We start from the raw sequence: 23,726 nt of genomic DNA, 5'->3' as shown, positions 1-23,726 counted from the left end.
AAATTAATTAGCATGAAACCATTTAAATTCTTAGATGCTTTAAGAATAAAGGTGGCTGGTTATGGGAACGCTGGATACAAGTAAATTTTTCGCTTCCCTCGGGATCATCGGGCCTGGAGTCGCATATATCTTCATATGCCTATCAATATGTTTGTCGCCCTCATTCAGCTGGTATGAGAATGCGTTAAGCGATTTAGGCCATTCCCAGAAAAGCGTTGTTGCACCCATATTTAATTTTGGTCTATTGGTATCCGGCTTCTTGACGGCGATCTACGCGTCTAAATCTCTGGCAGAATACGCCAAATACACTAGTATATCGGTGGTGTTCTCAGCCTTAATGCTGCAATCTGTAGCAGCGTTTGATGAAATCTATGGTAGAATCCACTTTATTGTATCAGTATTATTCTTCATTTCAGCCAGCATATCGTGCATAGTTTACTTCGTAGAGAAGAAAAAGGTCTTAGGCTTTGCGGCATTTTTAGCAGGTTTAATGGCTTGGCTATTCTACTGGGCCAACATATATAAAATGGGTGTAGCTATCCCCGAAATAATCTCCGCGATCTCCGTCACCTCATGTTTAATTGAATCATCACTAAACATAATTAGGCAGAAAGATTGAGAAAATGAGATTAATACCCTCAAAGATTTATTATTTTAGTCTCTACTAAGATACGTTAATGCGATTAAGGCGGCGAGGTGCTTTAGAATGGTTGATATTGCCAGCTTCGGCGAACCTATGGTTGAATTCTGCGCTACAGAGATAGGTAAGCTCAAGGATGTGCAGTTATTTAAGAGGGGCTGGGGCGGGGACACCTCAAACTTCATCGTTGCTGTTGCTAGGCTTGGCGGAAAAGCAGGCTACATATGTCGCATCGGGGACGACGAGTTCGGCGAATCGTTTCTGGATCTTTGGCGCAGGGAAGGCGTGGATACATCGCAGGTTATAGTTGAGAAGGGAGGTTTCACCGCCGTCTACTTCATATCGCTTCTGCCGGGTGGTGGACACGACTTCACCTATTTCAGGAAGGGTTCGGCTGCAAGCCATTATTCGCCGACGGATTTAAATCCGGAATACTTAAGCGGTTTGAAAGTATTCCATTCAAGCGGGATCTCAATGGCTATAAGCGAAAGCTGCAGAGAAACCGTTTTAAAAGCAGCCGACATAGTTAAAGAACACGGCGGGCTTTTCAGCTTCGACGTGAATTTCAGACCTAAATTATGGCCGCCTCAATGCGCTAGACCCTTCATCGAGGAAGCTATGCGAAGAGCGGACATAATATTTGTAAGCAGAGAGGACGTGGATCTACTCTACAATGAGGACGCAGATAAAGTGGTTAGAAGAATATACAGTTTTGCTAAACCAATATCCATCATAGTGAAGATGGGCGGGGAGGGCTGCATAATATTTGACGGAGAAAGGAGAATCCATGTCCCCAGCTTTAGAGTTAATGTAGTCGATACGACGGGCGCCGGCGACGCCTTTGATGGAGCCTTCATAGTCGGATTACTGGAGGGAAAACCCTTGGAGGAGGTCGGCGTATTCGCTAATGCTGTCGGCGCCTTGACTACAACTGGTTTAGGAGCCGTTGCACCAATTCCAAAAAGAAGAGAAGTTGAGGATTTTTTGAGGGAAGCTAAACTCTAGCGTACTCCCTTATAACCTGAGAGAACGGTCTACCCTTCTTTATCTCCTCAGATTCTTTCCTCTCCAATTCGTCGATCCGCTTGGCTCTCTCTAGAACTTCCACCAGCTTGTCTTTCGGTATGATAACTATCCCATCATCATCGCCCACAACAATGTCGCCTGGATTTATTACTACGCCACCATACTTCACTGGAAGATTCACGGCTTTTATCTCGGTTCTCCCAACTGAAGTGTTGGGTGAGAGAAACCTATAGAAAACTTGGAACCTCATCTCTTTAATCTCCCTAAGATCCCTTATTGCACCGCACATAACGGCTCCTTCAAGACCCCTAGTCTTAGATGCAAGGGACATTAGGCCTCCGAAGAGCGCTATATCCTGCGCTTCACCGCCCTCTATAGCCGCCACTATAACGGAGCCCTTCTCTGCATTGTCTATGGCGTCTATGGCTTCAATTGGAATAACCCGCCTAGTGGAGTAAGAGTGCAGTATGGTGACAGCTGGTCCAGCGATCCTAACGCCTTCTAGAGTAGGATGGAAAGTAACGTTTAATGTACCATTTATGCCTATTTGATTTAACGCGTCTGATAGCGACGCTGTCGGAGTTTTTTTAAGCTCCTCAATATAGTTTTTTAAAGACATGTGGAAATCCTCCTATTTCAGGCTTCACTCTTACCTATAATCGATTTAAGTTTTAAGTTTTGTCCGAAAAAGAAAAACGCTTTAATAATTATTGCGGCGAGTAATTCTATATTGCTATCATTTAGAAGGGAGGAGATATTGGTAAAGATAAGAGACTTAAAGGTGGCGATTGTCAACGTCCCAGGTTTAGGGAGAATCGGAATTGTACGCGTTGACACGGATGAGGGCATCTGCGGTTATGGGGAAGCGCATTGTCCAAGAGACCACGTGTTACGCCTAAAAAATTTCTTGGTCGGGCAGGATCCAACTAATGTTGGCAAAGTTATGTCGCGTATGCAGTACATGGGCGGCTTTAAACCTTGGGGATCAGCTGTCAGCGCGGTTGAAATGGCTTTATGGGATATAACCGGAAAAGCGTTCGGCCTGCCAGTTTATAGGTTTCTAGGCGGTAAAAACCGTGAAAAAATTAGGGTTTACTGTGATTGTGGGGTTGGGGTGCCACTGGATCCGAATGATCCAGCATCAATGTATATGCCGGAAGCCTACGCTGAGAAAGCTAAACGCATGAAATCGCTGCCAGAAGGCTTCACCATTCTGAAATTTGACATAGGTTTTCATGGCAGACAGCTTCTAAATGTTAAGGGCGGATCCTTCGAAGCAGAACCAGCCTATCCAACCAAAGGCCACGTAACTGAGCGGGGTCTTAAATCCGAGATAGCCATAGTGAAAGCCTTAAAAGACGTTTTGGGCGACGAGGTTGGCTTAGCGCTAGACTGCGGTCCCGGGCAAAGTTTTCCCTCGGCCTTGAAGCTGGCGAAGGCTCTTGAACCATATAATTTGATGTGGGCTGAGGATCTGCTTACCGGAGATTACTCGCCGTACACTGAGGTCTACCTCTATGGTCTCCTTTCGAGGAGAACCACTACGCCCATACTTACCGGTGAGCAGATTTATTTGAGGTACGGTTTCAGAGATCTGATAGGTAAGCATGCTGTTGATATAGTGGCTCCAGACGTCTCCGATGTTGGCGGCATATATGAGCTTAAATGGATAGCTGAGTTCGCTGATCTCTACGGTGTGCTCATAGCCCCACACAATTATGGGCTGCCGATAGCCTTCATGGCGAACGTTCACGCCGCCGCAGCCATGCCGAAGAACTTTATAGCTTTTGAACATCATGCTGCGCACGTAGCCCAATGGGAAGACTTCGTCAAGGGGTTAGAGAAGCCATTAATTAGGGATGGTTTCGTGAATGTTCCTGAGAAACCAGGGCTAGGCATAGAGGTTAACGAGGACGCTGTAAGGAAATATTTGGTTGAGGGGGAAGACTTCTTCGAGTAGCCTAAAGGCGATATGAGGGATCTTAATCTAACTCTGAAAAATGAAGTGTAACATTTTATTAATACCATGTTTTTTCTTTTTTAAGATCTAAGGTATCTTTGAGAGTTGAGAAGCTTTTGAGTCTGGATGATGCGAGTATGGAAATGCTTATGTCTATGAGGGTTGGGATTAAATACATAGTTTTCGAGAGTTGCGGTAGGCAGCTGGTGCAAAGCTGTTGAAGAGATTGCGCATGATCTTAGTATTAGTAGTCTTTTTCGCCAATTCTCTTATTTCTTCCCTTTTATGCGCACAGGAAGACTATGTGGTTCAGAAGGCTACATTAACCGTCTATAGGGATGGTGTTGTCCATGTTGATATCGTGCTCTTGGTTAACGAGTATGAGCCGTTAATATCGGTTCCGCTATTATCTCCCCTGGAGAGGGTTAGCGATATAATGGTTCTGGACGAGAATGGCAGCCTATTAGACTATGATTTAAGCGAGGGCAACATAACTATCTATTCTTTAGGTTCCACAAAGATAACACTGGAATACAGTACAGATGGGTTAACATATAAGGTGTTTGGTCTTTGGACAATCAATTTCACAGCGCCCTTTGAGTTAACCCTCATCCTGCCGGAGAACGCGACAATAATGTATCTCAGCGGTGTTCCATCAGCCATAAGGGTGGTCGATGGCCGTCTTGAGATGGATTTAAGCCCCGGAGATTGGGAAATAAGCTACGAGGTGCCTATACAGCCGCCAACGCCGCCTCCACCACAGCCGCCAAACCAGCAACAGCCACCTATAACGTGGGTCTCACCAATAGGATACATGGTAATTGCAATAGTCATTATATGCGTGGTCATCATTATCGCCATAACAATCATTCATTTAAGGCGGAGGAGGGTTAGAGAAGCCCTAAGCGATGATGAGGCTGAGATTGTTCGCTTCATCAGGGAGAGGGGCGGAAGAGTGTTGGAAGCCGAGTTAAGGGAGAATTTCCCACATATACCGAGGACAAGTATGTGGCGGCTAGTGAAGCGCCTAGAAAAACAAGGGATTGTTCGTGTTAGAAAAGTTGGGCTTCAAAACGTTGTTGAATTAAAATAAATGGTAAAATATGTGGGGAAATTCCCCTACGGTATTTCAAAATCTTTCGTGGCTACAGTTTGAAGCCCCTCTCTACTCAACGCGCGCACCACCACCCTATAATTGCCGGGTTCAGCGGCAGTAAGCTTTATCTCTACCCACCCAACGTCTTCGGGCTTAAGATCCCGGAGAACCTGCGCCGATATTGGTGACGCGTAGAGTTCCCATCTTCCATTTCTCTCCCTTTCAATTATGATCCCAAACGCGGAGTTTGGAAAGGTCACTGTAGTGTTGCCAGCGTTTCTGACGGTTATCCTTAAGGTCACCGTTACTCTACGCCCAGCGTGTGCTTCAACGATCTTCTCTAAATCCACCTCAATCTTAGCTTTCTTAGCGTTTTCCCCCTCATGCTCCCTAAGCCTAAGCTCAAGCTCTAGGCAGACTTCATGCATCTTCCTGCCTACGATCCCTAACTCTGTCGCGTTAACTCCCTCCCTCAGTCTTAAGCGCTCCCTAACCCTCTCCAGTATTTCCAGCTGCTTCCTCCAGAACTCCTCGGAGTTAGTGAAGTTCCAGCGCTCGAAGAATTCGCGCTCAGCTACATTCATTTCCCTAAGTTTCTCCTTAACCCTCTCACGTAATCTCTCAAGTTTCCCCTTAAAGCGCTCTATCCTTTCGCTGACTTTCTCCCTGATCGCGTTTTTCAGATCCTTGAAGGCTTCAGCTATAAGCCTGTTCGCCTCGGCAAGCATGTGAGCGACGTCTGAAACATTACCCCGCTGCAGTAGCTCTTTAGCCTTCTCAATGTCCAAAATTTCTTTTGCCTCATTCAGCTTAGCAGCGGCCAGCTTAGCAGCGGCGTTGGTTACGTCTATGCCATTCCTGTTCGCTATTCTTTCGAGGGCTTCAGCAGTCATCTCTATTCTCTCTAGGGCGCACTGTATAGCTATGAGCAAACCCTGCCCCCTAATAACCTCATCCTTTAAGACGCCCAGCTTACATAGAATATTGTTGAGCTCCCTGTAGGCATCGCGGAAATATCCCATAGCCTTCATCGCAAGCGATATTGCATCCGTATAATTTCCATCGCTATAATATGTATGGGCGCTTTCAAGTACACTTACGCCTAAATTGAAGGTTTCATTCGCCGCCCTAAGATAATCCGTCAGGTTTGCGTCTTCAATCATTTCCATCAACGTCTCGTTTGCGAGGATAGAGTTCAGCAGAATCTCAACCCTAGCTTTAGCCTTATCCGCCAAAGAGAGCATAGCCTCCGCCCTCTTCTCTAGGGTGGGTTCATCCACCATCACGGTGCTCGTTTGCTTTGCAGCAGCCAGCAGGGGCACCAGCGTTAAGGATAAGAGCAGCATTGATATGATAATCCTCTTACACCCGCACATCATGCTCGATCACCACGCTATAATTTCGCAAAAGTCTTAGTTAAGGAACACCGTGAAACGCCGCGTTTCAAAAGATTGAAATGCTTCTTAAGCCTAAAAACAAAAAATCTCTTCTAGGCTACGTCTACCAGAATTTTAATGGCAGGCTATCCATGTACTCGTTTAATGAGCGTATTATGATTTCGCTCTTCCTCCTATACTTTAAGACTTTGATTATCGCTGAAGCCAGCTCAAGCGTCGTAACTATTGGGATGTTGTATTCGACAGCTAATCTCCGTATAATATACTCGTCTTTAAGTATGTCGGCCATCTCGTCCCCCGGGTTAGCTGCAGGAATATTAATGACGAGGTCTATTTTACGCTGGACTATGTAATCTATTATATTCGGTTTTCTAGAAGACTCACTAACCTTATAGAGGACAGTGATATCCTTAAGCCCAGCCCTATATAATGCGTCAGCTGTATGCTCAGTTGCGCAGATCTTAAAGCCTAAATCGTTCAGGTTTTTAGCCAACGGTATTATTTTACGCTTCATCTCCTCGCCGCCAACAGTGATTAAGACCGCGCCGCCATCGTTTGGAAACGTGAATTCAACAGCCTGTAAAGCCTTTAAGAGCGCATCAGCAAAGTTTTCGCCTATACACGCGGCTTCCCCAGTGCTCAGCATCTCGACGCCTAGAACCGGGTCTGCTCCGCTTAAACGCATAAAGCTGAACTGCGGAACCTTGACTGAAACATAGGGCGTTGGCGGCAGCTCAAGTAAACCCATCTCTTTAAGGGTTTTGCCGAACATTATGGCTGTTGATACATCTATGAGGTTAACGCCTCTGCTCTTGCTGACGTATGGAAGTGACCTTGAAGCCCTGAGGTTACACTCTATAACTGAAACCTCATCATTTTTGACGAGAAACTGTATGTTGAATGGACCCTTAATCTTGAGGGCTCTAGCGATCATACGTGAGTAGTCCTCAATCCTCTTTATGACGCTGCTGCTCAGAGATTGGGGTGGAATACACATGACTGCGTCCCCGCTGTGAACGCCAGCCTGCTCAACATGCTCTATGACTGCGCCTATAAGGACGTCTTCTCCGTCTGAGACGCCGTCAACCTCGACCTCCTTAGCGCCCTCAATGAACTTTGATATCACAACCGGGTGCTCCGGCGAAACCTTAGCGGCCAGTTCAAGGTATTCCCTAAGCTCTTTACTGCTGTATGCTACCCTCATAGCGTACCCGGATAGAACGTAGCTCGGTCGGACTAGAACTGGGTAGCCTATCTCCTCAGCGAACTTTTCAGCCTCCTCGATGGTCGTCAGCTTGCTCCACTTCGGCTGCGATATACCTAGCTTGTCTAGAAGGGCGCTGAACTTTGACCTGTCTTCAGCCGCATCTATGCTTTCGCTAGATGTCCCAAGTATGTTGACGCCGGCCCTAGAGAGCTTAAGAGCTAGGTTGTTTGGGATCTGTCCTCCAACGCTGACTATAACCCCTAGAGGCTTTTCTTTCTCGTATATGTCGAGGACTCTTTCTAACGTCAGCTCTTCAAAGTAAAGTTTATCCGATATGTCGTAGTCTGTTGAAACGGTTTCCGGGTTATAGTTAATCATTATGGCTTCATCCACGCCATGCTTCTTTAAAGCCCAGATGGTGTTAACGCCGCTCCAATCGAACTCGACGCTTGAACCTATCCTGAAAACCCCCGCGCCTAGAACAATGGCCTTCCTCTTTCCAGCATCAAACTTTACGTCGTCTTCATCGCCATTATAGGTCATGTAGAGGTAGTTTGTTTTAGCAGGCCACTCGGCTGCCAAGGTGTCGATCTGCTTCACAACTGGAATTATCCCATGCTTTTTTCTGAAACGCCTAACCTCTTCTTCGCTTAAACCAGTGCATCTAGCAATCTGGGCGTCTGAGAAGCCTAGGCGCTTAGCCTCTTTAATAATTTCGGGCGCATCTTCATCGTTAACCTTAAGCCTCCTAAGTTTCTTCTCCATATTAATGATGTTCTTAATCTTGTGGAGGAACCATGGGTCTATCCCGCTTAGGCGGTAAATCTCTTTAATGGGCATTCCCATCTTCATGGCTTTAACTATCTTAAATAGCCGCTCATCCGTCGGGTTCTTTAGGCAGTCTCTTATGGCTTCTAGGGGCTCAGGCTCATCGTCATCGTTGTTTGCGACCAGCCCAATCTTGCCCAAGTCAAGCATCCTAACCGCTTTCTGCAAGGCCTCCTCAAACGTCCTCCCGATCGCCATAACCTCGCCGACGGACTTCATCTGGGTGCCTATATGGCGGTCAGCGTTCCTAAACTTCTTCAGATCCCAGCGTGGGATCTTAACGACAATGTAGTCTAGGGCTGGCTCAAAACATGCCGTTGTTATGCCAGTAACCTTGTTAATTAATTCTGGAAGCGTGTAGCCTATCGACAGCTTAGCGGCTATATAAGCGAGCGGATAACCTGTGGCTTTGCTGGCTAGGGCTGAGCTCCTAGACATTCTTGGGTTAACCTCTATAGCCCTCATCTCCTCAGACCTCGGGTGGAGCGCCCACTGGATATTGCATTCGCCGACTACGCCTAGGGCTTGAACCGCCCTAATAGACGCTGAGCGCAGAATATGGTATTCGCGGTTCGTCAAAGTCTGTGAAGGCGCAACGACGATCGAATCGCCCGTGTGAACGCCCATCGGGTCAAAGTTCTCCATGTTACAGACGGTTATACAGTTGTCTCGATAGTCCCTCATAACCTCATATTCGACTTCCTTCCAGTGCCCGATATACTCTTCGACTAAAACCTGCCTGATCATGCTGTGGGTTAAGCCCCTGCTAACGATCTCGACCAGCTCATGCCTATTATAGGCGACGCCGGTGCCCTTACCGCCCAACGTGTAAGCTACCCTAACCATAACAGGGTAGCCTATCTCCTCAGCCGCCTCGACAGCCCCTTCAATGGATGTTGCAGACCTGCTTCTTGGAACTGGTATGCCGGCATTAAGCATGGTCTGCCTAAAAAGCTCCCTGTTAGACGCTCTCTCAATGGCTTCAATGGAAGTCCCCAAAACTTTTACACCATATTTTTCTAGGATGCCCATTTTAGCTAACTGAACCCCGCAGTTTAGGGCTGTTTGTCCCCCGAAGCCGAGCATTATCCCGTCTGGTCTCTCCCTCTCAATAACCTTCTCCACATATTCTGGGATAACTGGCAGCAGATAGACTCTGCCGGCAAGCCTAGGGTCAGTTTGAATCGTCGCTATGTTCGGGTTAACTAGAACCGTTTCGATACCTTCCTCTCTTAAAGCCTTAAGGCACTGGCTCCCAGAATAATCGAATTCAGCTGCCTCACCAATCTTTATCGCGCCGCTGCCCAATATCAGAACTTTACGCACCCACTCAAACTTCGGCATACTCTATCACCCAGCCCTCCTAGCCCTCTTAAGAAACTCATCGAAAAGGAACTCTGTGTCATATGGTCCGGGGGAAGCCTCTGGATGCCACTGAATGGCGAAGGATAAACCATCCTTAGATTTTATGCCCTCAACAGTTTTATCATTGGCGTTTATAAACCAGCATTTTAGACTGGTTTTCTCTAGGGATTCAGCCTTAACAGCATAGCCGTGATTCTGGATCGTTATGTAGCAGCGTCCCGTCTCAAGGTCATAGGCCGGCTGATTCTGAGACCTATGGCCATACTTCATTTTATACGTGTCGCCGCCCATAGCCAACGAGAGAATCTGGTTCCCTAAACATATGCCCATCATAGGCACCCCTTCCTCCGCAAGAACCCTAACGGCTTCTATAGTTTTAACGCACTTCTTCGGGTCTCCCGGCCCATTACTTATCAAGACACCGTTCGGCTTAAACTCAAGGATCTCCTCGGCCGGGAGATTGTAGGGAACCCTTATAACTTCCACTCGGCGTTTAAGCAAGCATCTTATTATCCCAGCCTTTACACCGCAGTCTATTAAGGCTATCCTAATATTTCCGTCGCTCTCATAGTAGATTGGCTCCTTAATTGTGACCTCGCTGACCAAGTCGCGCTCATTTGGATCTGGAACGCCCTTAACCTCCTCAAGCAGCCTATCTATATCCGGCTCCTCGCCTTCCTCACATACTTGGAGTATGCCGAGCATAACGCCTCTCTCACGGAGCTTCTTCGTTAAGCGCCTAGTGTCCATCCCATATATTCCCGGGACACCTTCACTCCTAAGCCACTCATCAAGTGTTCTTCTAGAAGCCCAGTGGTGGGGCTTCACGCATAGCTCTTGGATCACGAGCCCGGTAACCTTAATCCCAACGGATTCAAAGCTTACGGGGACGCCGAGCTCGTTATAGTCGTATGCTGGAACACCATAATTTCCAACGAGCGGATACGTTAAAGTTAGAATCTGACCATAATATGATGGGTCTGTTAAGGACTCCGGGTAACCAACCATCCCAGTTGAGAAGACAACCTCGCCGGAAACCTTCTTTACAGCCCCGAAGCCCTTACCGATGAAGAATGTCCCATCCTCAAGAACCAGAACGGCCTTACCGGCCTTCATTTTTCCGGGGCTCTTTTCGCGCTCCAATGAACCCTTCCTCAAGCAAAAGCTAAACGGAAATTTAAACTTTATGGTGGGAGAATTCCTGCGCAGCATAGGATTTGGCTATGGTGTTAAGCGCGTCAATTGACTCCTCGATGCATCTTCTTAACGCTTCTATGCTGCCTTTACGCTGGCTGAGCGCTGCTCTTCTTGCGGAGATCATCCTTTCAACCTCCCTTCTAGAAGGCCCTCCCCTAACGCTGTGAGATTCCACGAAGCATGCTGGATCAATTGCTCTCCGCAATTCTTCAGCGTTAACATGTATCGGTGAGCCTAAAATCTCCCTTGAGATTTCCGCCAGAGTTTCTGGCGTAGCGTCATAGAGGGTTTTCCCCCCGTCTATTAGGGCTTTAACTAATGCTCCTACAACCTTATGGGCGAGCCTGAATGGAATATTATGGTTTCTAACAAGGATGTTTGCGAGCTCAGTAGCCGCCGAAAAGCTCAGATGGGGCTTCTTGATGGTTTCCTCCTTAACCTTTATGCTTCCAATCAGCTCTGAAAGCATCTTCAGCGTTTCACTCATGATTCTGCATGCATCCCAGAGTTTAGGCGTTGCCTCCTGAAAGTCTAGATTGTATGTTGATGGGAGACCCTTTAAGATTATTGAGGCAGCCGTAAAGTCGCCTATTATTGAACCCATTCTAGCCCTCACAACCTCAGGAACCTCCGGGTTCTTCTTTTGGGGCATTATGCTGCTCGTTGATGTGAACTCGTCTGGAAGCTCTATCAAGCCGAACTCCATGGAAGACCATAAAATTAAGTCTTCGGCTAGGCGGCTTAAGTCGACAGCCATAACGGATAGGGCTGCTAAAACCTCAAGGAGAAAATCCCTTGAGCTAACCGCGTCAAGCGAGTTCTCAACAAGCCCGTCGAAGCCCAGCAGCTCCGCAACCCTCTCGCGGCTTATTGGAAAGCTCGTTGTCGCTAGGGCTCCGGCGCCCATTGGGCATAGATTAACATGGCTATAGGCGCTGAGCAGTCTCTCTAGGCTTCTACCTAGCATATCGGATTGCGCCAGTAGATAATGGGCGAGGGTTGTCGGCTGAGCTGGCTGCAAATGCGTATATCCGGGAATAATGGCGTCAATGTTCTTTTCAGCCGCCCCGATGAGCGCCTCTTGAAGGTTGACGGTCAGCTCCATTATGTTGAGCAGCTCCTCTCTTAAAGCCATCCTTATGGCTGTTGCGACTTGATCGTTTCGGCTCTTCGCCAAATTGAGGTTTCCGCCAACATCCATCCCTAGGCATCTTATAACCTCTTCCTCGACTAGCATGTGAACGTCTTCGATGTCCGGTCTAAGGGTTAATCTCTCCTCTAGGCTGATTAGCGCTCCCAGAATCTTTGAGCCTTCCTCGGCGCGTATTATCTTGTTCTCTATTAGCATTATTACATGAGCCCTATTAATGTTCATAACGTGCTTAAGCAGCTTAATGTCGCTCTCTATTGAGGAAGTAAACTTGATGATGTCTGCCCTAGATCTTATGAGCCTACCGCCCCGAAGCAGCTCGGACATCCTTGGTCTCAGCCCTTCCTAACCCTCTTAAGGGCTCTAGCAACCCTTGTTGGTAAACCCCAAAGCTCGATGAACCCGGCTGAGGAGGTCTGGTCGAAGGTTGTGTCAATGTTATATGTGGCCAAATGTATGTCGTAGAGCGAATAAGGCGAAGAACGCCCGACAACCAGCGCATTACCCTTAAAGAGCTTAACCCTAACTTCGCCTTTAACCCTCTCCTGCGTCTTGTTGATGAACGCGTCTAAATCCTCCTTAAGCGGATCCATCCATAATCCAGCGTAAACGAGGTAAGCCCACTCGGCGTCAATATGATGTTTGAAGAGAACCTCATGTCTCGTGAGAACCATCTTCTCAAGATCTTTATGCGCCTCTATAATGGCCGTTGCAGCAGGGCACTCGTAGACCTCCCTAGACTTTATTCCAACTAAACGGTCCTCCATATGGTCTATTCGGCCAACCCCATGTTTCCCAGCAATATTATTTAGGCTGTCTATGAGTTCAACGGGCTCCATGCCTTTGCCATTCAAGGCTACTGGAACACCGTCCTCAAACTCTACGCTAATGTATTCTGGCTTATCAGGCGCTTTCTCCGGCGGAACAGTCCATTCGAAGGCATCTTCAGGCGGCTCTTCATCGGGGTGTTCAAGTATTCCGCACTCTATTGAGCGGCCCCAAAGGTTCTGGTCTACGCTGTAAGGCTTACCCTTATCGACTGGGACTGGTATGCCATGCTCCCTCGCGAAATCTATCTCGGCGTCCCTAGTCATGTTCCACTCCCTTACGGGCGCTATAACCTTAAGGTTCGGGTTCAACGCCTTAACGGAGACCTCTATGCGGACTTGGTCGTTGCCCTTACCAGTACACCCATGCGCAACGGCGTCCGCATGCTCTTTTTCGGCGACCTCGACGAGCTTTGAGGCTATCAGCGGCCTCGATAAAGCCGTGCTGACGGGATATTTACCCTCATAGAGCGCATTAGCCTTAATCGCTGGGAAAACATAGTTTCTGGCGAACTCGTCTTTTGCGTCGATCGAATAGTGCTTTAGGACGCCGAGCCTGTAGGCTTTTTCCTCAATAGCCTTTAAATCCTCTTTCTGGCCGACATCCAGCGTTACGGTTATGACCTCAGCGCTATACTTTTGTTGAAGCCACTTTATGAGCACGGACGTGTCTAAGCCGCCCGAATAGGCTAAAACTATTTTCTTCACCAAACCTTTCAGCCACTCCTCAAAGCTCTTAACCGATGAAAGAGATAAGGGTTAAATATATGTGCTTTTTGACTAAAAACATGGCTTAAATGGGTTCTAAGTGACCAAAAATGGTCGAATTATCCCTAGCAAAAACCGTTCAATACCTCATAGAGGGCGATCCATCGATTCAGGACGCCATTGAGAGAGGCTATGCGAACCTAAGCGCGGTAGCCCGCCTACTTAAGCCTAAAGCCGAAGAGATACTGGGGAGAAAAGTGACGTTGGAGGGCATGATAACCTCCGTTAAGCGTGCAAGGGTGAAGTTTAAGCCGCTAAGGGAGCAGCTGAAGGTTGTGGCCGACAGCATCATAACTATCAGAACAAGCCTAGCGAAAATTTCTCTTGAGAAGACTAGAAGAAACCTTGAGAGGGCTAGGCTCATCTCAGCGGAGTTTCCGGAAGCATTCTTTCAGGTTCTTGAGGGCGCCACTACGCTGACTCTGATAACTGATCAGAGAATCTTTGAAGGCATCCGCTCAAACCTCGAAGCTTCCGGGATACTCGATGAGAAAAGGAATTTAGCGGCCGCGATAATTCAGAGCCCTAGGGAGATTGTTGATACGCCGGGTTGCATCGTGATGTTCTATAACGCCATATCGAGGAGGGGGATAAATATTGAGGAAACAATAAGCTGCTACACTGAGACGGTGATAGTGGTTAAAATGGAGGATTCTACGAGGGTTTACAGTATACTCGCTGATTTAGTGTTGGATGCCAGAAAAAGATTAGGTTTCACGCGCAGCTAGGTTTGCTCTCGTGAAATGAGCGTGCGGCTGCTCTTTAACCTTTAAGCATTAAATAGTATGCCTTCAAGGAATCTTCGCCCATCAATTAACCCGTCCTCTGGGCTGAAGAATGGGTCTTCATGTTCGATGCTGAGCACGTAGTTGTAGCCTACCTCCTTAAGGGCCGTAATGTATGAGCGCCAGTTTATCCCGCCCCAGCCAGGTATCCGGTATCTCCACCAGCCCCTACCTAAAACACCGACGTATCTAAGCTTGAAGGGCAGTATCTCGGTGTCTTTGGCATGCGTGTGATAGATTCTGTCGCCAAATTTATGGACGGCCTCAATGTAATCTATCTGCTGCCAGAAGAGATGCGATGGATCAAAGTTTAAGCCTAAAGTCCTATCCGGGATGCTCTCAAAGGCGGCTTGAAAGTGATCTAAACCCTGAAGATTGGTTGCATACCAGTTCTCCAAGGCTATTTTCACACCGTGCTCTCTAGCGGCATCAACAATCGGGCTGAAAACCCTTGGGAAGTCTTCCCTCAAAGTCTGCATCTTATCCTTGCCTTTAATTGGGCCGCCAGCTAAGGTGCAGACCACGTTCACGTCTAGGGCTGAAGCGGCTTCAATAATCTTTAGCAGATACTTCTGTTCGCCCTCGTCCTCAAGTATTCTTATGCTATAGAAGGCTAAACCCGATATCTTTAAGTCTCTTTCATGGAATAGACGCTTAATCTCGCCGGCTCCGCCAGCCAAGACCCTATCGACCTCAATGTGCTTTAAGGCTGGTGAAACTGAAACCTCTAGACCTCTAAATCCATTTTCGGAAACCCACTTAACAATCTTCTCTAGACTCCAGTCTCTTAATGGCGCTGTGAGGAAACCAACAAACATATGCGTGCATCTCCAGATATTAAATACTGGATAATAGATGTTTATAATGCTTAAAGGTTATAAATCTCAAACTTTTATGAACCCGTCCGGAAACCATGATTTGCGCTTTATCCCATTAATCTCCTAATAAGCTTTATTGCGCTTCTAATCTCGTCTCTAAGTTTCACGTTGTAGAGGGCCGCCGCCGGATGATATGATGGAACCACATGTACTTTTCTCCCCCAGAGATCCACCTCGTATATTTTTCCTTGAGCCTCACTCATAGACTTAAACGGTATGCCTGCCCTAGAGAAAATATACGCTGTCGAATGCCTGCCAAGGGTCACAATTATCCTAGGCCTTATTAAATCCAGCTGCCTCTCGAGATAACCGCTGCACGCTGCGACTTCATCAGGGTGCGGGTCTCTATTCTCGGGCGGCCTACACTTCACAATATTTGTTATGTAGACCTCATCTCTAGAAATGCTGTTCTCTCTGAGGATTTCGTCCAGAAGCTTTCCAGCCGAGCCGACGAAGGGTTTTCCCTTAATATCCTCCCAGTATCCCGGGGCTTCACCGATGAAAACTATCGACGCGTTTATGTCTCCGTCGCCTAGAACTGGTTTTCTGCGATTTCTCCATAGACCGCATCTTTTACACGCGTTAACCTCAAGCGTCAGCTGCTGGAAAAATTTAAGCTTGGTCTCCATGCTTGAAGCCATATTCAGCCCAGAAAAATATAAATTAAAAATTGTCTATAAAACCCTGCCGCGTGTAGCTGAGCATCATGTCATTATTATCAGCTTTTTAACATTAAATTTCTAGGTGAATTATGTTTTTCTCAATCTTTCTTGAAAAAAACCTCATCATAAGCGCTGAGTAAAGCAGGATTATTGCCGAGAGCAGTGCGCCTATATTTTCGCCTAAATTTAGGTATTGGTTTAGAAAGATTAGGCTGTATGTTGGCGTTAAAAGCAGTGCTGAAAGGAACATTGAGGTCCATCCTGCAAGCGCTGAGGATACGCTACGGCGTTTTCTCGCAAGAAACTTGATCATAACGTAGAAGTTAACCGGGCAGCCTATCATCGACGTTGAGGCCACTAGGACTAGCGCCATTAAGGGGTTAATTCCGTAGATGGCTGATAGGAGCAGTATTATCACCGCTGGTATAGCTGAGGACACCAGTGTAAAGTCGTAGAGTAGAGCCCTAATCATTATGCGCATATTTGCGCCGGAGGTCATTGGCACCCAGAGGTTCTCGAAGTCTGATACCCTCCAGTTGGAGATCAGCATCAGCGGAACTATCAGCGAGTAGGTGCCTATGAAAAACATTAGGAATAGGGCTGGCTGAATGGGTGCGCCCTGAGTCTCTTGAGGAGAGTGAATGCCGCTTACAGCAACCACAAACGATATTATGGTGTACATGAATATGACTGCGAATAGGCTTCCTTCCCTAATCATTCGGATAAACTCCTTCTTCATTAGAAAGGCGAGCAGCGATTTTGATTCGAGGTTTAATGTTAGAAACATCCCCATTCTAGAAAACGTTTTAATGCTCTTCTCCATCTTTAATGTCTGCATCCGCATCGAGGCGTCAAAGGGCGACACAAACGGGACTCGCGTTGTTAGGGGAAAGAAGTTTTCTCTTGAAAGTATTGCGAATAGGGCGGCTAACAGCAGAAAGTATAGTGATAGCCCAAGAAAATTTAGTGGTTGAAAACCTACACCGTACACTTCTCCAACAAGTATTTTAGCTAGTAATGTCGAGGGGTAGGGGAGTAAGCCGTATTTTAATGGAAGGTTTAGGGCTGAGCTTATCGATGGAAAAAGCAGAAGAAGAATTAGGGCTGATGCGGTTAACTTGGCGGAAAGGTTCCTTTGAAGCGACATTATTATCGATAGGGATGTTTTCAGGAGGAAGAGAAGGAAGACGAAGATGAGCATAGCTGAAAGAATGATTATGGCTGAGCTAAGCGGTAAATTAAGCCATGATACGACCAGCGCGTAGATGGCGAATAACGGGTAGATGAAGACGAGTATAGATGTTAAATCGGCCAGAATGCTCGCAATTAAAAACTCTATGGGCTTTACGGGCGACGTGAAGATGAAGTTTTGCTCGTGCTCAAACACGGTGTAGCCCCTAAAAGTTAAGAAAAGAATGAATGCCGTGAGAAAGCTGAGCATTGCCGCTAAAGTCTCAACATATGTCTCAATATTAACCCCGCTCTGCTTAACTGCGTCAACAATCATTATCGAGAAGCCGAACGCGCTTGGAAGCAGGCTAAACATGTAGACGAGCAGTAAGGCTAAGTTGGCCTTAGACGCCCTAAATGTGCCGAAAAAAGATTTAACCTTAAACTTATAGAGAGTTACAACTACGCTTAGTCTCACGTTCTCCTTCTCCCCCAAAGGCCGAAAAATCCCCTTTTCTTCTCAACAGTCTCCTCAATCGGCTGCTCTTTTGCTTCCTCCGTTAACTTGAGGAAGACTTCCTCCAGGGTTGCGTTTTCGCCGCTTCTAGACATTTGTTTAAGGTCTTCTAGGTCTCCTGAAGCGATGTTCTGCCCCCTATAGATTATTGCAACCCTGTTGCACAGCCTCTCAGCTGTGTCCAGCATATGCGTGGATATAAATATGGTTTTACCATCCTTAACCCTCTCATTAAACAGCTCTTTAAGAACATGCTGACCCATGGGATCTATGCCGATGAACGGTTCATCGAGGATTAGCAGGTATGGGTCATGTATGAGCGCCGAGGCTATCGCAACCTTCTGCCGCATGCCCCTTGAAAGCGAAACTATAAGCGCTCTTCTCTTCTCCCTAAGCTCAAAAAGATCGATGAAATGGTTCATTCTCTCCTTAATCTCCTCGTTCGGAACTTCCCTAATCTTCCCAGAATACATGAGGAACTCCTCAACGGTTAGGTAGTCTGGCAGGGAAACGGACTCCGGAACATACCCAATAATCTTCTTATACTCGTATGGTTCTTCGCTTATATCTACGCCGCTAACCCTCACGATGCCCCTATCCATTTTCAGCAAGCCAACTATTATTTTAAGCGTAGTCGTCTTCCCAGCGCCGTTTGGGCCAATAAGCCCAAAGATCTCTCCCCTCTGAACCTGTAGATTTAAGCCTCTAAGCGCCTGAACGCCATCATAAGACTTCCATACATCCACCATTTCAATGATAGGTGTCATCGCTTTATCCGCCACGATCATTTTTTATAGCCGAGCTTCCTTAGAAGGCTTCTCCGCCACTCAACTCCCTTCTCGTCTTCAATGCCTTTAGGCTTCAATCCGTCTATAACGCCTAATATGCCTCTTCCCTGCTCCGTCTCCGCTACAACAACTTGAAGAGGGTTCGCTGTCGCAGCGTAAACCGTGCAGACCTCCGGAACCCTCTTTATTGCGTTTAGCACGTTTATCGGGTATGCTCCACGCATAAGTATTATAAAGGAGTGGCCGCAGCCAAGCTTAAGCATGTTCTCGGCGGCAGCCCTCTTAAGCTCCTCATCTGTTCCCTCAACCCTAACGAGGCATTCACCGCTGCTTTCGCAGAAGGCTAAGCCGAACTTTATGCCTGGGACGGAGTTAACCATGGCTTCATAGATATCCTCAACAGTCTTTATGAAGTGAGCCATCCCTAGAATCACATTACAGTCTTCAGGTATATCTATGCTCACAACTTTGATCTCAACCATGTTAATCCACCAATATAGCTATAGGCCTTAATGGATAATTTATGGTCATCGGCGCTCTTAACCATTTCTAAACGTAATCTTTGACGCTCTTCCACTGATCTAAGATTATTTCTAATAAGCCGGATAGCCCTCTATGCACTGAGTAAAATATGTAGCATAAATATACGCAGTTGGTGCATCGGCTATACTCCTCCCTAAGCCCTTTAATCCAACTGCTCCTCCAAACTCTCGGCAGATCAAATATCGAGACCAACGGCTCCCTACAATGGCAGCCTGAAACCCTACCCATATGGTCTACCACTAGGAAGCTCTCTAGAGCCGCACATCTCCATATCCTCCGACCTGTTAAAGCCAATTGCCTTACAGCCTCAAGGGTTTTCCTAGTTATATATATGTGCTCGTTTTCCCTTTTCATCTCCATCAACTCGTCGCATATCGCGGCTAACGTTTTCCCATCAGTTATCTCATACTCATCGTTCCTTCTACCTATCGAGAAGGCGCCTCTATCCGGCTGATAATCATACGAGTATAGGCAATACCATACTGGTACGCCGCGTTCCGAAAAATATTTTGTGAAGTCAATTATCTCGTAAAGGTTCATTTGAGATATCGTCGGTGAGACCCCAACATGAATTCCTTCGCTCTTAAGTTTCTCAATCGCATCCATGGCCCTCCTCCAGGCGCCGTCCACGCCTTTAAGGTAGTCGTTCTTCTTCTCATCCAACGTGTCCAAGGATATAGCCACGAAGTCAACGTTTCTTAGTACCTCAATCTTGCCGGCAGCAACGCTCCCATTATCGTAAACGGTTGTAATGAAGTATTTGGACGCGTAATTCAATATTTCGCCAATATCCTCGCGAAGAAGTGGGTTTCCGCCCGAAAAAACTATCTCCAAGACCCCTATATCGCGCAGTATATCCAAACCGCGCTTCACATCCTCTGTTGACAGCTCCTCAGAATCCTGATCCATCCAAACAGTACAGCCCCTACAGCGGTAATTACACCTCCTAGTTATAAACCATTGAGCATGGTATGTTCCAGGAGACTTTACTGCCCGCCTAGCCAGACTCAAGATTTTAGACTTCGATATCATTGCATCAACCTTTCAACTTTCATCGTATAGGCTCCCAGGATTCCGATAACGTTCTATTAAATAGGATAAGTGAGATATAATTACTTATCCATAACTTGAGCACACCTAAAAAACCTATACGCTTAAACCTTCTCATAGACTCGTAAACCGTTAAATCGCTGAGAAAAAGTATTCTGCCGACCTTAGAGAGGCGAAAGGCTAATTCATGATCCTCTAAGCATGGAAGCCTCTCATCAAACCCCCCAATTTTTAGGAAGGCTTCACGCCTAACAGCTAGGAACTCCCCCCTTGAATGCGGCTTAACATGTGAGAGCAACCTTAACAACAAATTATAGAAGAGAAAGAAGGCTATAAGAGAGGGTCCTGAGCTCTTAGGCATAATGTTGCATGTTACCCCGACAACACTTCTATCCCTAAAAGCTGAGAGAACCTTCTCAACAAAGTCTGGTGGAGGCTCAACATCAGCATCCATAAACACTATTATGTCGCCGCTCGCCTTTAAAGCACCGTAATTCCTCGCCCTACCTATGCCGCGCCTATTAAACACATAAACCTTATCCGTAAACTTTCCGGCCACTTCAACGGTTCCATCAGTGCTGCCGCCGTCAACAACGATTATTTCTAGGCTTGGATCAACGCTGGCTATCCTCGCAAGTAATCTGCCAATATACTTCCCTTCCTGAAGGGTTGGGATTACCACCGAGACCCTTAAGGGTTTTTCCTCCACCATAGCGCTTCATCTTTCCACATCTACTATCAGCTGAATCCTTCAAGCCTTTAAAAATATCCTTAAAATCCCGAAAAATATTTTCAACAAAAAACTGAGCGCTATTTTTTCTCTTAAATTCGCACTCGCCTTAAGGATAATGCGCTAGAGAAAAGACCCGTCTCTGATCGCCCGAATTTAGATTTGCGTATACATGCTTGAAATCTCTTAGAGTATCCAGTTTTGGCCCGGTTTTCTCTGAAGCATTATCCTCTTCTCATAGTTTCTCTTAACTCTTATTCTAGGCGGTTTGCTAGTCTTCGGTAGAGGTTCAATCTTCGGGGTTTGTGAACGGACTTTCCCGGCTTTTGAAAGGCTACCGTGGGTCGGCATATATTATTCTCACCACCATTTAAAATATTATTTCAACGGTTCCATTATTTATGTTTTTAGCGGGTATAGGACGCTTTTCCCCCAACCAGCATACTGCAATATAGCACTTAACCTTATCCTCAGTATCCGCTAAGAAGAAGGATAAGCCGGCCTCCGCCAGAGTTCTTGAGAATAGCTCTCTTGTGAACGCTCCTTTAAGTCCAGTTACAATTATTTCCGAATTTTCTTTGGCCACTCTTAACATTTCTTTCAGAGTTAGCTGGGGGTTAGGCATGTTCTGAAGCATTGTTACAGCGAAAACCTTATTGAAAAAATGGTCTTTAAACGGTAGGAAGTCAGCGTCAGCCCTAATTAAATGCACCATATTTAAGCCGCTTCTCTTAACGAGGTTCTTTGCTCTCCTGAGAGCTCCTATGGAGATGTCAACTCCAACCATCAGCCCAGACAATCTGGCAATATGCTCAAAAAGGAGACCGGTTCCGCAGCCAAGGTCCAGAACAATGTCGCTCGGCTCAATATCAACGTTTTTTAGGATCTCCTTAATCTTTAGATTCTGCTCATAACTATACAACGCATCATATATCCTTGCGATTCTATCGTAATATCTGGCCGTCTCACGTTTTATTCTCCAGTATTCTAAGCCGACCATAATTAACTAAAACTATTTATTTCAAGGAGACCCTAAAAGATTTTTGGCGAGCAATATTGCGCCGCGAAAAGCCAGCCATTATAAGCGAGAACCCAAGCCTAGATGAAGCCGTCGACATCCTCAACAAGGCCTTCAGCGAGCGGAGAACCGTTATAGTAGTTGGAAACTGCTGGGTTGAGTATCAGGGTAGGGCGAGCTCGAAGCTCGAGCCGGGCGAGAGGATCACGATAATTAAGGAGGATGGTTCAGTCCTAGTTCATAGACCTAGTGGGTATGAGCCAGTTAATTGGCAGCCTCCCGGCTGCATCCTCCAAGCATATAAAGGCGAAGATTTCCTCACCATCGTGTCTGTGAAGAGGAGCCCAAAGGAAACCGTGAAAATATTTTTTGATAAAATATTCTTTCTCTCCGTTCTGGAACTGAAGGATGAGGGCGAGTTCTCGCTCTATGCGAGTGAGGAAGACATGCGGAGGGCGATTCTCATGGAGCCCTCGATAATTGAGGAGGGCTTTAAGCCGATTGAGTACGAAAAGAAGGTTGAACCCGGCTTCATAGATGTTTACGGCGTGGATAAGGATGGCTGTATGGTTGTTGTTGAAATAAAGCGTAGAACAGCTGGCAGAGAAGCCGTACTACAGCTAGCCAGATACGTTGAAGCGTTGAAGGCTGATTTGGGCCGCGAGGTGAGGGGGATACTGGCTGCACCAGATGTATCGAAAGAGGCCGGTAAACTCTTAATCTCTTTGGGCTTAAGCTTTAAAAGGGTTGATCCGAGAAGGTGCTCACAGATAATTTCAGGTGTAGGTGAGAAAGCCGGGGAGAGAAAAATAATGGACTTTCTTTAAGAGGAGTGCTGAGCTAGTCTTCAAGTGAGGTCAAGAGGCTAACTATTCTTGAGGCTAAAGACACTATCTTATCTGTCTCCTCAACAACCGCAGCGTCGCCATAAATCTCCCTCATCTGTTCTAGCCGCTTTATTGACTTCTCCACGCTCACTAGGCATCTTAGAACCGGGTCATCCGGCTGGGTTTCGCTTTCAACGGCTTCCTCCACTATGCTCCCTATTAAAAATGGCTCCCCAAGACTATAATATATTGCAGCTTGGGCTTTTCTTAGGGCGTCGATGGCTAGGCTGAGCGCTCTGCTGTCTCTCTTCGCTATCTTAACTTCATCTATGGCCTCCCTTAAGCAGCGTAGAGCCCACCCTTTTCTGTACTCATCCATCAACAATTTTCATCACGCAGTTGACTATTTTTCGGGGAATAATGGGCCCCCTTATTTCTCGCCCATCTGTTTTTCAGGTTTCTCCGGGGTCTGCGTATGATATATGGAGACCAGCCTTGTTATGTAGCCTGCGATGCTGTTTCTAAGCCTAGTGGATGGGATGAACGCCATGCTAGATAAAATCTTCTTGTTCTCCTCAAAGTTAGATGTAAACTTATCCGGATACTTTCTGATTAATTCGCGCGCTATTCTCTTAACCTTTTCTGGACGCACGTTCCCCAAGCGCATCAGCCTTTCTACGTTAACTCACATTACATTACGCTCTAATATATGAACGTTATCGTTAAATTCCCCAGGCCAGTTTCCGCCGAAAACATGCGCGTAAAAACCAACGTCGAAAACTAGGGTAAAAGACTACAGAAAGGCTTTTCTAATGGAAAAAACAAAAATAAATATTGTATTTAACTCTAAATGTTGAAAGAGGGAAACATTATGGGCGAATTAGCCATTGCAGCCATGCATAGGATCTGTAAGAAAGCTGGCGCTGAAAGGGTAAGCGAGTCAGCAGCAATACAGCTGGCTAAAGTACTGGAGGAGATAGGGATAAAAATCGGTAGAGAAGCAGTAGACTTCGCAATGCACGCGGGCAGAAAAACCGTGAAAGCGGAAGACATAGAAATAGCCGCCAAAAAAGTCCTAAGCAGATAGAAACAGACCCTACATTAATAACCCCTCCCCCTTATTTATCAGTAGAATGGGGCTGAAGAAAGTTTTAAAGAGCATAAAGCATTAATCACTTATAAAATGAAACTAAGAAATAAAATGAGGGAGGACGACCGTTCTTTGAGGGTTGATGTCGTTCTTCTCACCAAGAATAGCCTTAAGCCCTGCTTGCCAGAATGCGTTAAGTCGATTTAT

24 protein-coding genes are annotated in these 23,726 nt (G+C 46.5%); 7 read left to right on the top strand and 17 right to left on the bottom strand.

Annotated features, from left to right (window positions below):
* Window positions 1-61 precede the first annotated feature (61 nt).
* Both QXR61_07515 and QXR61_07510 read left to right on the top strand, forming a co-directional pair.
* The gene (locus QXR61_07515) at window positions 62-619 is read left to right on the top strand and encodes a DUF998 domain-containing protein (GenBank protein MEM3757794.1); all 558 of its coding nucleotides are present in this window, start codon (window positions 62-64) and stop codon (window positions 617-619) included.
* A gap of 87 nt (window positions 620-706) precedes the next feature.
* Window positions 707-1,645: a sugar kinase gene (locus QXR61_07510; protein MEM3757793.1), complete on the top strand. Its 939-nt coding sequence runs from the start codon at window positions 707-709 to the stop codon at window positions 1,643-1,645.
* On the opposite strand, the gene QXR61_07505 is transcribed toward QXR61_07510, so the two are convergent.
* Window positions 1,635-2,285, bottom strand: coding sequence for an RraA family protein (locus QXR61_07505; GenBank protein ID MEM3757792.1), 651 nt, complete (start codon window positions 2,283-2,285; stop codon window positions 1,635-1,637). The genes QXR61_07510 and QXR61_07505 overlap by 11 nt on opposite strands.
* Window positions 2,286-2,423: 138 nt before the next feature.
* Here QXR61_07505 and QXR61_07500 point away from each other — a divergent pair, with 138 nt between their 5' ends.
* The gene (locus QXR61_07500) at window positions 2,424-3,626 is read left to right on the top strand and encodes a mandelate racemase/muconate lactonizing enzyme family protein (protein MEM3757791.1); all 1,203 of its coding nucleotides are present in this window, start codon (window positions 2,424-2,426) and stop codon (window positions 3,624-3,626) included.
* A 217-nt stretch (window positions 3,627-3,843) separates the two neighbouring features.
* Window positions 3,844-4,719 carry a hypothetical protein gene (locus QXR61_07495; GenBank protein ID MEM3757790.1) on the top strand — a complete coding sequence of 292 codons (876 nt, stop codon included), beginning with the start codon at window positions 3,844-3,846 and terminating at the stop codon, window positions 4,717-4,719.
* A gap of 26 nt (window positions 4,720-4,745) precedes the next feature.
* Here QXR61_07495 and QXR61_07490 read toward each other — a convergent pair whose 3' ends face one another.
* The 5 genes from QXR61_07490 to QXR61_07470 form a co-directional block, all read right to left on the bottom strand.
* Window positions 4,746-6,101 (bottom strand): hypothetical protein, encoded by a 1,356-nt coding sequence (locus QXR61_07490; GenBank protein MEM3757789.1) that lies wholly within the window; start codon window positions 6,099-6,101, stop codon window positions 4,746-4,748.
* Between the two features lie 121 nt (window positions 6,102-6,222).
* Window positions 6,223-9,498, bottom strand: a complete 3,276-nt coding sequence (gene carB, locus QXR61_07485) for a carbamoyl-phosphate synthase (glutamine-hydrolyzing) large subunit (protein ID MEM3757788.1) — start codon at window positions 9,496-9,498, stop codon at window positions 6,223-6,225.
* Window positions 9,499-9,504: 6 nt separating this feature from the next.
* Window positions 9,505-10,662, bottom strand: coding sequence for a glutamine-hydrolyzing carbamoyl-phosphate synthase small subunit (carA, locus tag QXR61_07480; GenBank protein MEM3757787.1), 1,158 nt, complete (start codon window positions 10,660-10,662; stop codon window positions 9,505-9,507).
* A gap of 34 nt (window positions 10,663-10,696) precedes the next feature.
* A complete protein-coding gene (gene argH, locus QXR61_07475; protein MEM3757786.1) occupies window positions 10,697-12,193 on the bottom strand; it encodes an argininosuccinate lyase in 1,497 nt (498 codons plus the stop codon).
* A gap of 8 nt (window positions 12,194-12,201) precedes the next feature.
* The gene (locus QXR61_07470) at window positions 12,202-13,404 is read right to left on the bottom strand and encodes an argininosuccinate synthase (GenBank protein ID MEM3757785.1); all 1,203 of its coding nucleotides are present in this window, start codon (window positions 13,402-13,404) and stop codon (window positions 12,202-12,204) included.
* A gap of 107 nt (window positions 13,405-13,511) precedes the next feature.
* On the opposite strand from QXR61_07470, the gene QXR61_07465 reads away from it, so the two are divergent.
* Window positions 13,512-14,189, top strand: a complete 678-nt coding sequence (locus tag QXR61_07465; GenBank protein MEM3757784.1) for a hypothetical protein — start codon at window positions 13,512-13,514, stop codon at window positions 14,187-14,189.
* A 41-nt stretch (window positions 14,190-14,230) separates the two neighbouring features.
* Here QXR61_07465 and QXR61_07460 read toward each other — a convergent pair whose 3' ends face one another.
* From QXR61_07460 to QXR61_07420, 9 genes are all read right to left on the bottom strand, one after another.
* Window positions 14,231-15,064 (bottom strand): sugar phosphate isomerase/epimerase, encoded by an 834-nt coding sequence (locus QXR61_07460; GenBank protein ID MEM3757783.1) that lies wholly within the window; start codon window positions 15,062-15,064, stop codon window positions 14,231-14,233.
* A 107-nt stretch (window positions 15,065-15,171) separates the two neighbouring features.
* The gene (gene udg / locus QXR61_07455) at window positions 15,172-15,765 is read right to left on the bottom strand and encodes a type-4 uracil-DNA glycosylase (protein ID MEM3757782.1); all 594 of its coding nucleotides are present in this window, start codon (window positions 15,763-15,765) and stop codon (window positions 15,172-15,174) included.
* Between the two features lie 91 nt (window positions 15,766-15,856).
* Window positions 15,857-17,452 (bottom strand): hypothetical protein, encoded by a 1,596-nt coding sequence (locus QXR61_07450; GenBank protein ID MEM3757781.1) that lies wholly within the window; start codon window positions 17,450-17,452, stop codon window positions 15,857-15,859.
* On the bottom strand, window positions 17,431-18,240 hold the full coding sequence (locus QXR61_07445; GenBank protein ID MEM3757780.1) for an ABC transporter ATP-binding protein: 810 nt from the start codon (window positions 18,238-18,240) through the stop codon (window positions 17,431-17,433). Before QXR61_07445 ends, QXR61_07450 begins: the two co-directional genes overlap by 22 nt.
* Window positions 18,241-18,257: 17 nt before the next feature.
* Complete coding sequence (locus tag QXR61_07440) at window positions 18,258-18,743, bottom strand: adenosine-specific kinase (GenBank protein ID MEM3757779.1); 486 nt, start codon at window positions 18,741-18,743, stop codon at window positions 18,258-18,260.
* Between the two features lie 67 nt (window positions 18,744-18,810).
* Window positions 18,811-19,815, bottom strand: a complete 1,005-nt coding sequence (locus QXR61_07435; GenBank protein ID MEM3757778.1) for a radical SAM protein — start codon at window positions 19,813-19,815, stop codon at window positions 18,811-18,813.
* Window positions 19,816-19,855: 40 nt separating this feature from the next.
* Complete coding sequence (locus tag QXR61_07430; protein MEM3757777.1) at window positions 19,856-20,566, bottom strand: glycosyltransferase; 711 nt, start codon at window positions 20,564-20,566, stop codon at window positions 19,856-19,858.
* 204 nt (window positions 20,567-20,770) lie between these two features.
* Window positions 20,771-20,935, bottom strand: coding sequence for a 30S ribosomal protein S30e (locus QXR61_07425; protein MEM3757776.1), 165 nt, complete (start codon window positions 20,933-20,935; stop codon window positions 20,771-20,773).
* Window positions 20,936-20,954: 19 nt separating this feature from the next.
* Window positions 20,955-21,584 (bottom strand): methyltransferase domain-containing protein, encoded by a 630-nt coding sequence (locus QXR61_07420; protein MEM3757775.1) that lies wholly within the window; start codon window positions 21,582-21,584, stop codon window positions 20,955-20,957.
* Window positions 21,585-21,640: 56 nt separating this feature from the next.
* Here QXR61_07420 and nucS point away from each other — a divergent pair, with 56 nt between their 5' ends.
* Window positions 21,641-22,429, top strand: coding sequence for an endonuclease NucS (gene nucS / locus QXR61_07415; protein MEM3757774.1), 789 nt, complete (start codon window positions 21,641-21,643; stop codon window positions 22,427-22,429).
* 13 nt (window positions 22,430-22,442) lie between these two features.
* On the opposite strand, the gene QXR61_07410 is transcribed toward nucS, so the two are convergent.
* Window positions 22,443-22,808, bottom strand: coding sequence for a hypothetical protein (locus tag QXR61_07410; GenBank protein MEM3757773.1), 366 nt, complete (start codon window positions 22,806-22,808; stop codon window positions 22,443-22,445).
* A 51-nt stretch (window positions 22,809-22,859) separates the two neighbouring features.
* Window positions 22,860-23,090 (bottom strand): 30S ribosomal protein S17e, encoded by a 231-nt coding sequence (locus tag QXR61_07405; protein MEM3757772.1) that lies wholly within the window; start codon window positions 23,088-23,090, stop codon window positions 22,860-22,862.
* Between the two features lie 210 nt (window positions 23,091-23,300).
* On the opposite strand from QXR61_07405, the gene QXR61_07400 reads away from it, so the two are divergent.
* Window positions 23,301-23,516 carry an NFYB/HAP3 family transcription factor subunit gene (locus QXR61_07400; GenBank protein MEM3757771.1) on the top strand — a complete coding sequence of 72 codons (216 nt, stop codon included), beginning with the start codon at window positions 23,301-23,303 and terminating at the stop codon, window positions 23,514-23,516.
* Window positions 23,517-23,726: the final 210 nt, after the last annotated feature.

The organism is Candidatus Bathyarchaeia archaeon, assembly GCA_038882715.1.
In the GTDB taxonomy this organism is placed as follows: Archaea; Thermoproteota; Bathyarchaeia; order Bathyarchaeales; family DTEX01; genus DTEX01.
The sequence above is the reverse complement of the archived record's forward strand: the minus strand, read 5'-3'. Positions and strand labels throughout refer to the sequence as shown.

Excerpts from the sequence above, each read along its gene's own strand:
- udg (MEM3757782.1), bottom strand. The coding sequence starts at position 15,765 with ATGGCTTCAAGCATGGAGACCAAGCTTAAATTTTTCCAGCAGCTGACG.
- argH (MEM3757786.1), bottom strand. The coding sequence starts at position 12,193 with ATGTCCGAGCTGCTTCGGGGCGGTAGGCTCATAAGATCTAGGGCAGAC.
- QXR61_07445 (MEM3757780.1), bottom strand. The coding sequence starts at position 18,240 with ATGACACCTATCATTGAAATGGTGGATGTATGGAAGTCTTATGATGGC.
- QXR61_07400 (MEM3757771.1), top strand. The coding sequence starts at position 23,301 with ATGGGCGAATTAGCCATTGCAGCCATGCATAGGATCTGTAAGAAAGCT.
- QXR61_07410 (MEM3757773.1), bottom strand. The coding sequence starts at position 22,808 with ATGGATGAGTACAGAAAAGGGTGGGCTCTACGCTGCTTAAGGGAGGCC.
- QXR61_07465 (MEM3757784.1), top strand. The coding sequence starts at position 13,512 with ATGGTCGAATTATCCCTAGCAAAAACCGTTCAATACCTCATAGAGGGC.
- QXR61_07490 (MEM3757789.1), bottom strand. The coding sequence starts at position 6,101 with ATGATGTGCGGGTGTAAGAGGATTATCATATCAATGCTGCTCTTATCC.
- QXR61_07440 (MEM3757779.1), bottom strand. The coding sequence starts at position 18,743 with ATGGTTGAGATCAAAGTTGTGAGCATAGATATACCTGAAGACTGTAAT.
- QXR61_07515 (MEM3757794.1), top strand. The coding sequence starts at position 62 with ATGGGAACGCTGGATACAAGTAAATTTTTCGCTTCCCTCGGGATCATC.
- QXR61_07425 (MEM3757776.1), bottom strand. The coding sequence starts at position 20,935 with ATGCCGACCCACGGTAGCCTTTCAAAAGCCGGGAAAGTCCGTTCACAA.
- QXR61_07460 (MEM3757783.1), bottom strand. The coding sequence starts at position 15,064 with ATGTTTGTTGGTTTCCTCACAGCGCCATTAAGAGACTGGAGTCTAGAG.
- QXR61_07505 (MEM3757792.1), bottom strand. The coding sequence starts at position 2,285 with ATGTCTTTAAAAAACTATATTGAGGAGCTTAAAAAAACTCCGACAGCG.
- QXR61_07430 (MEM3757777.1), bottom strand. The coding sequence starts at position 20,566 with ATGGTGGAGGAAAAACCCTTAAGGGTCTCGGTGGTAATCCCAACCCTT.
- carB (MEM3757788.1), bottom strand. The coding sequence starts at position 9,498 with ATGCCGAAGTTTGAGTGGGTGCGTAAAGTTCTGATATTGGGCAGCGGC.
- QXR61_07510 (MEM3757793.1), top strand. The coding sequence starts at position 707 with ATGGTTGATATTGCCAGCTTCGGCGAACCTATGGTTGAATTCTGCGCT.
- QXR61_07420 (MEM3757775.1), bottom strand. The coding sequence starts at position 21,584 with ATGGTCGGCTTAGAATACTGGAGAATAAAACGTGAGACGGCCAGATAT.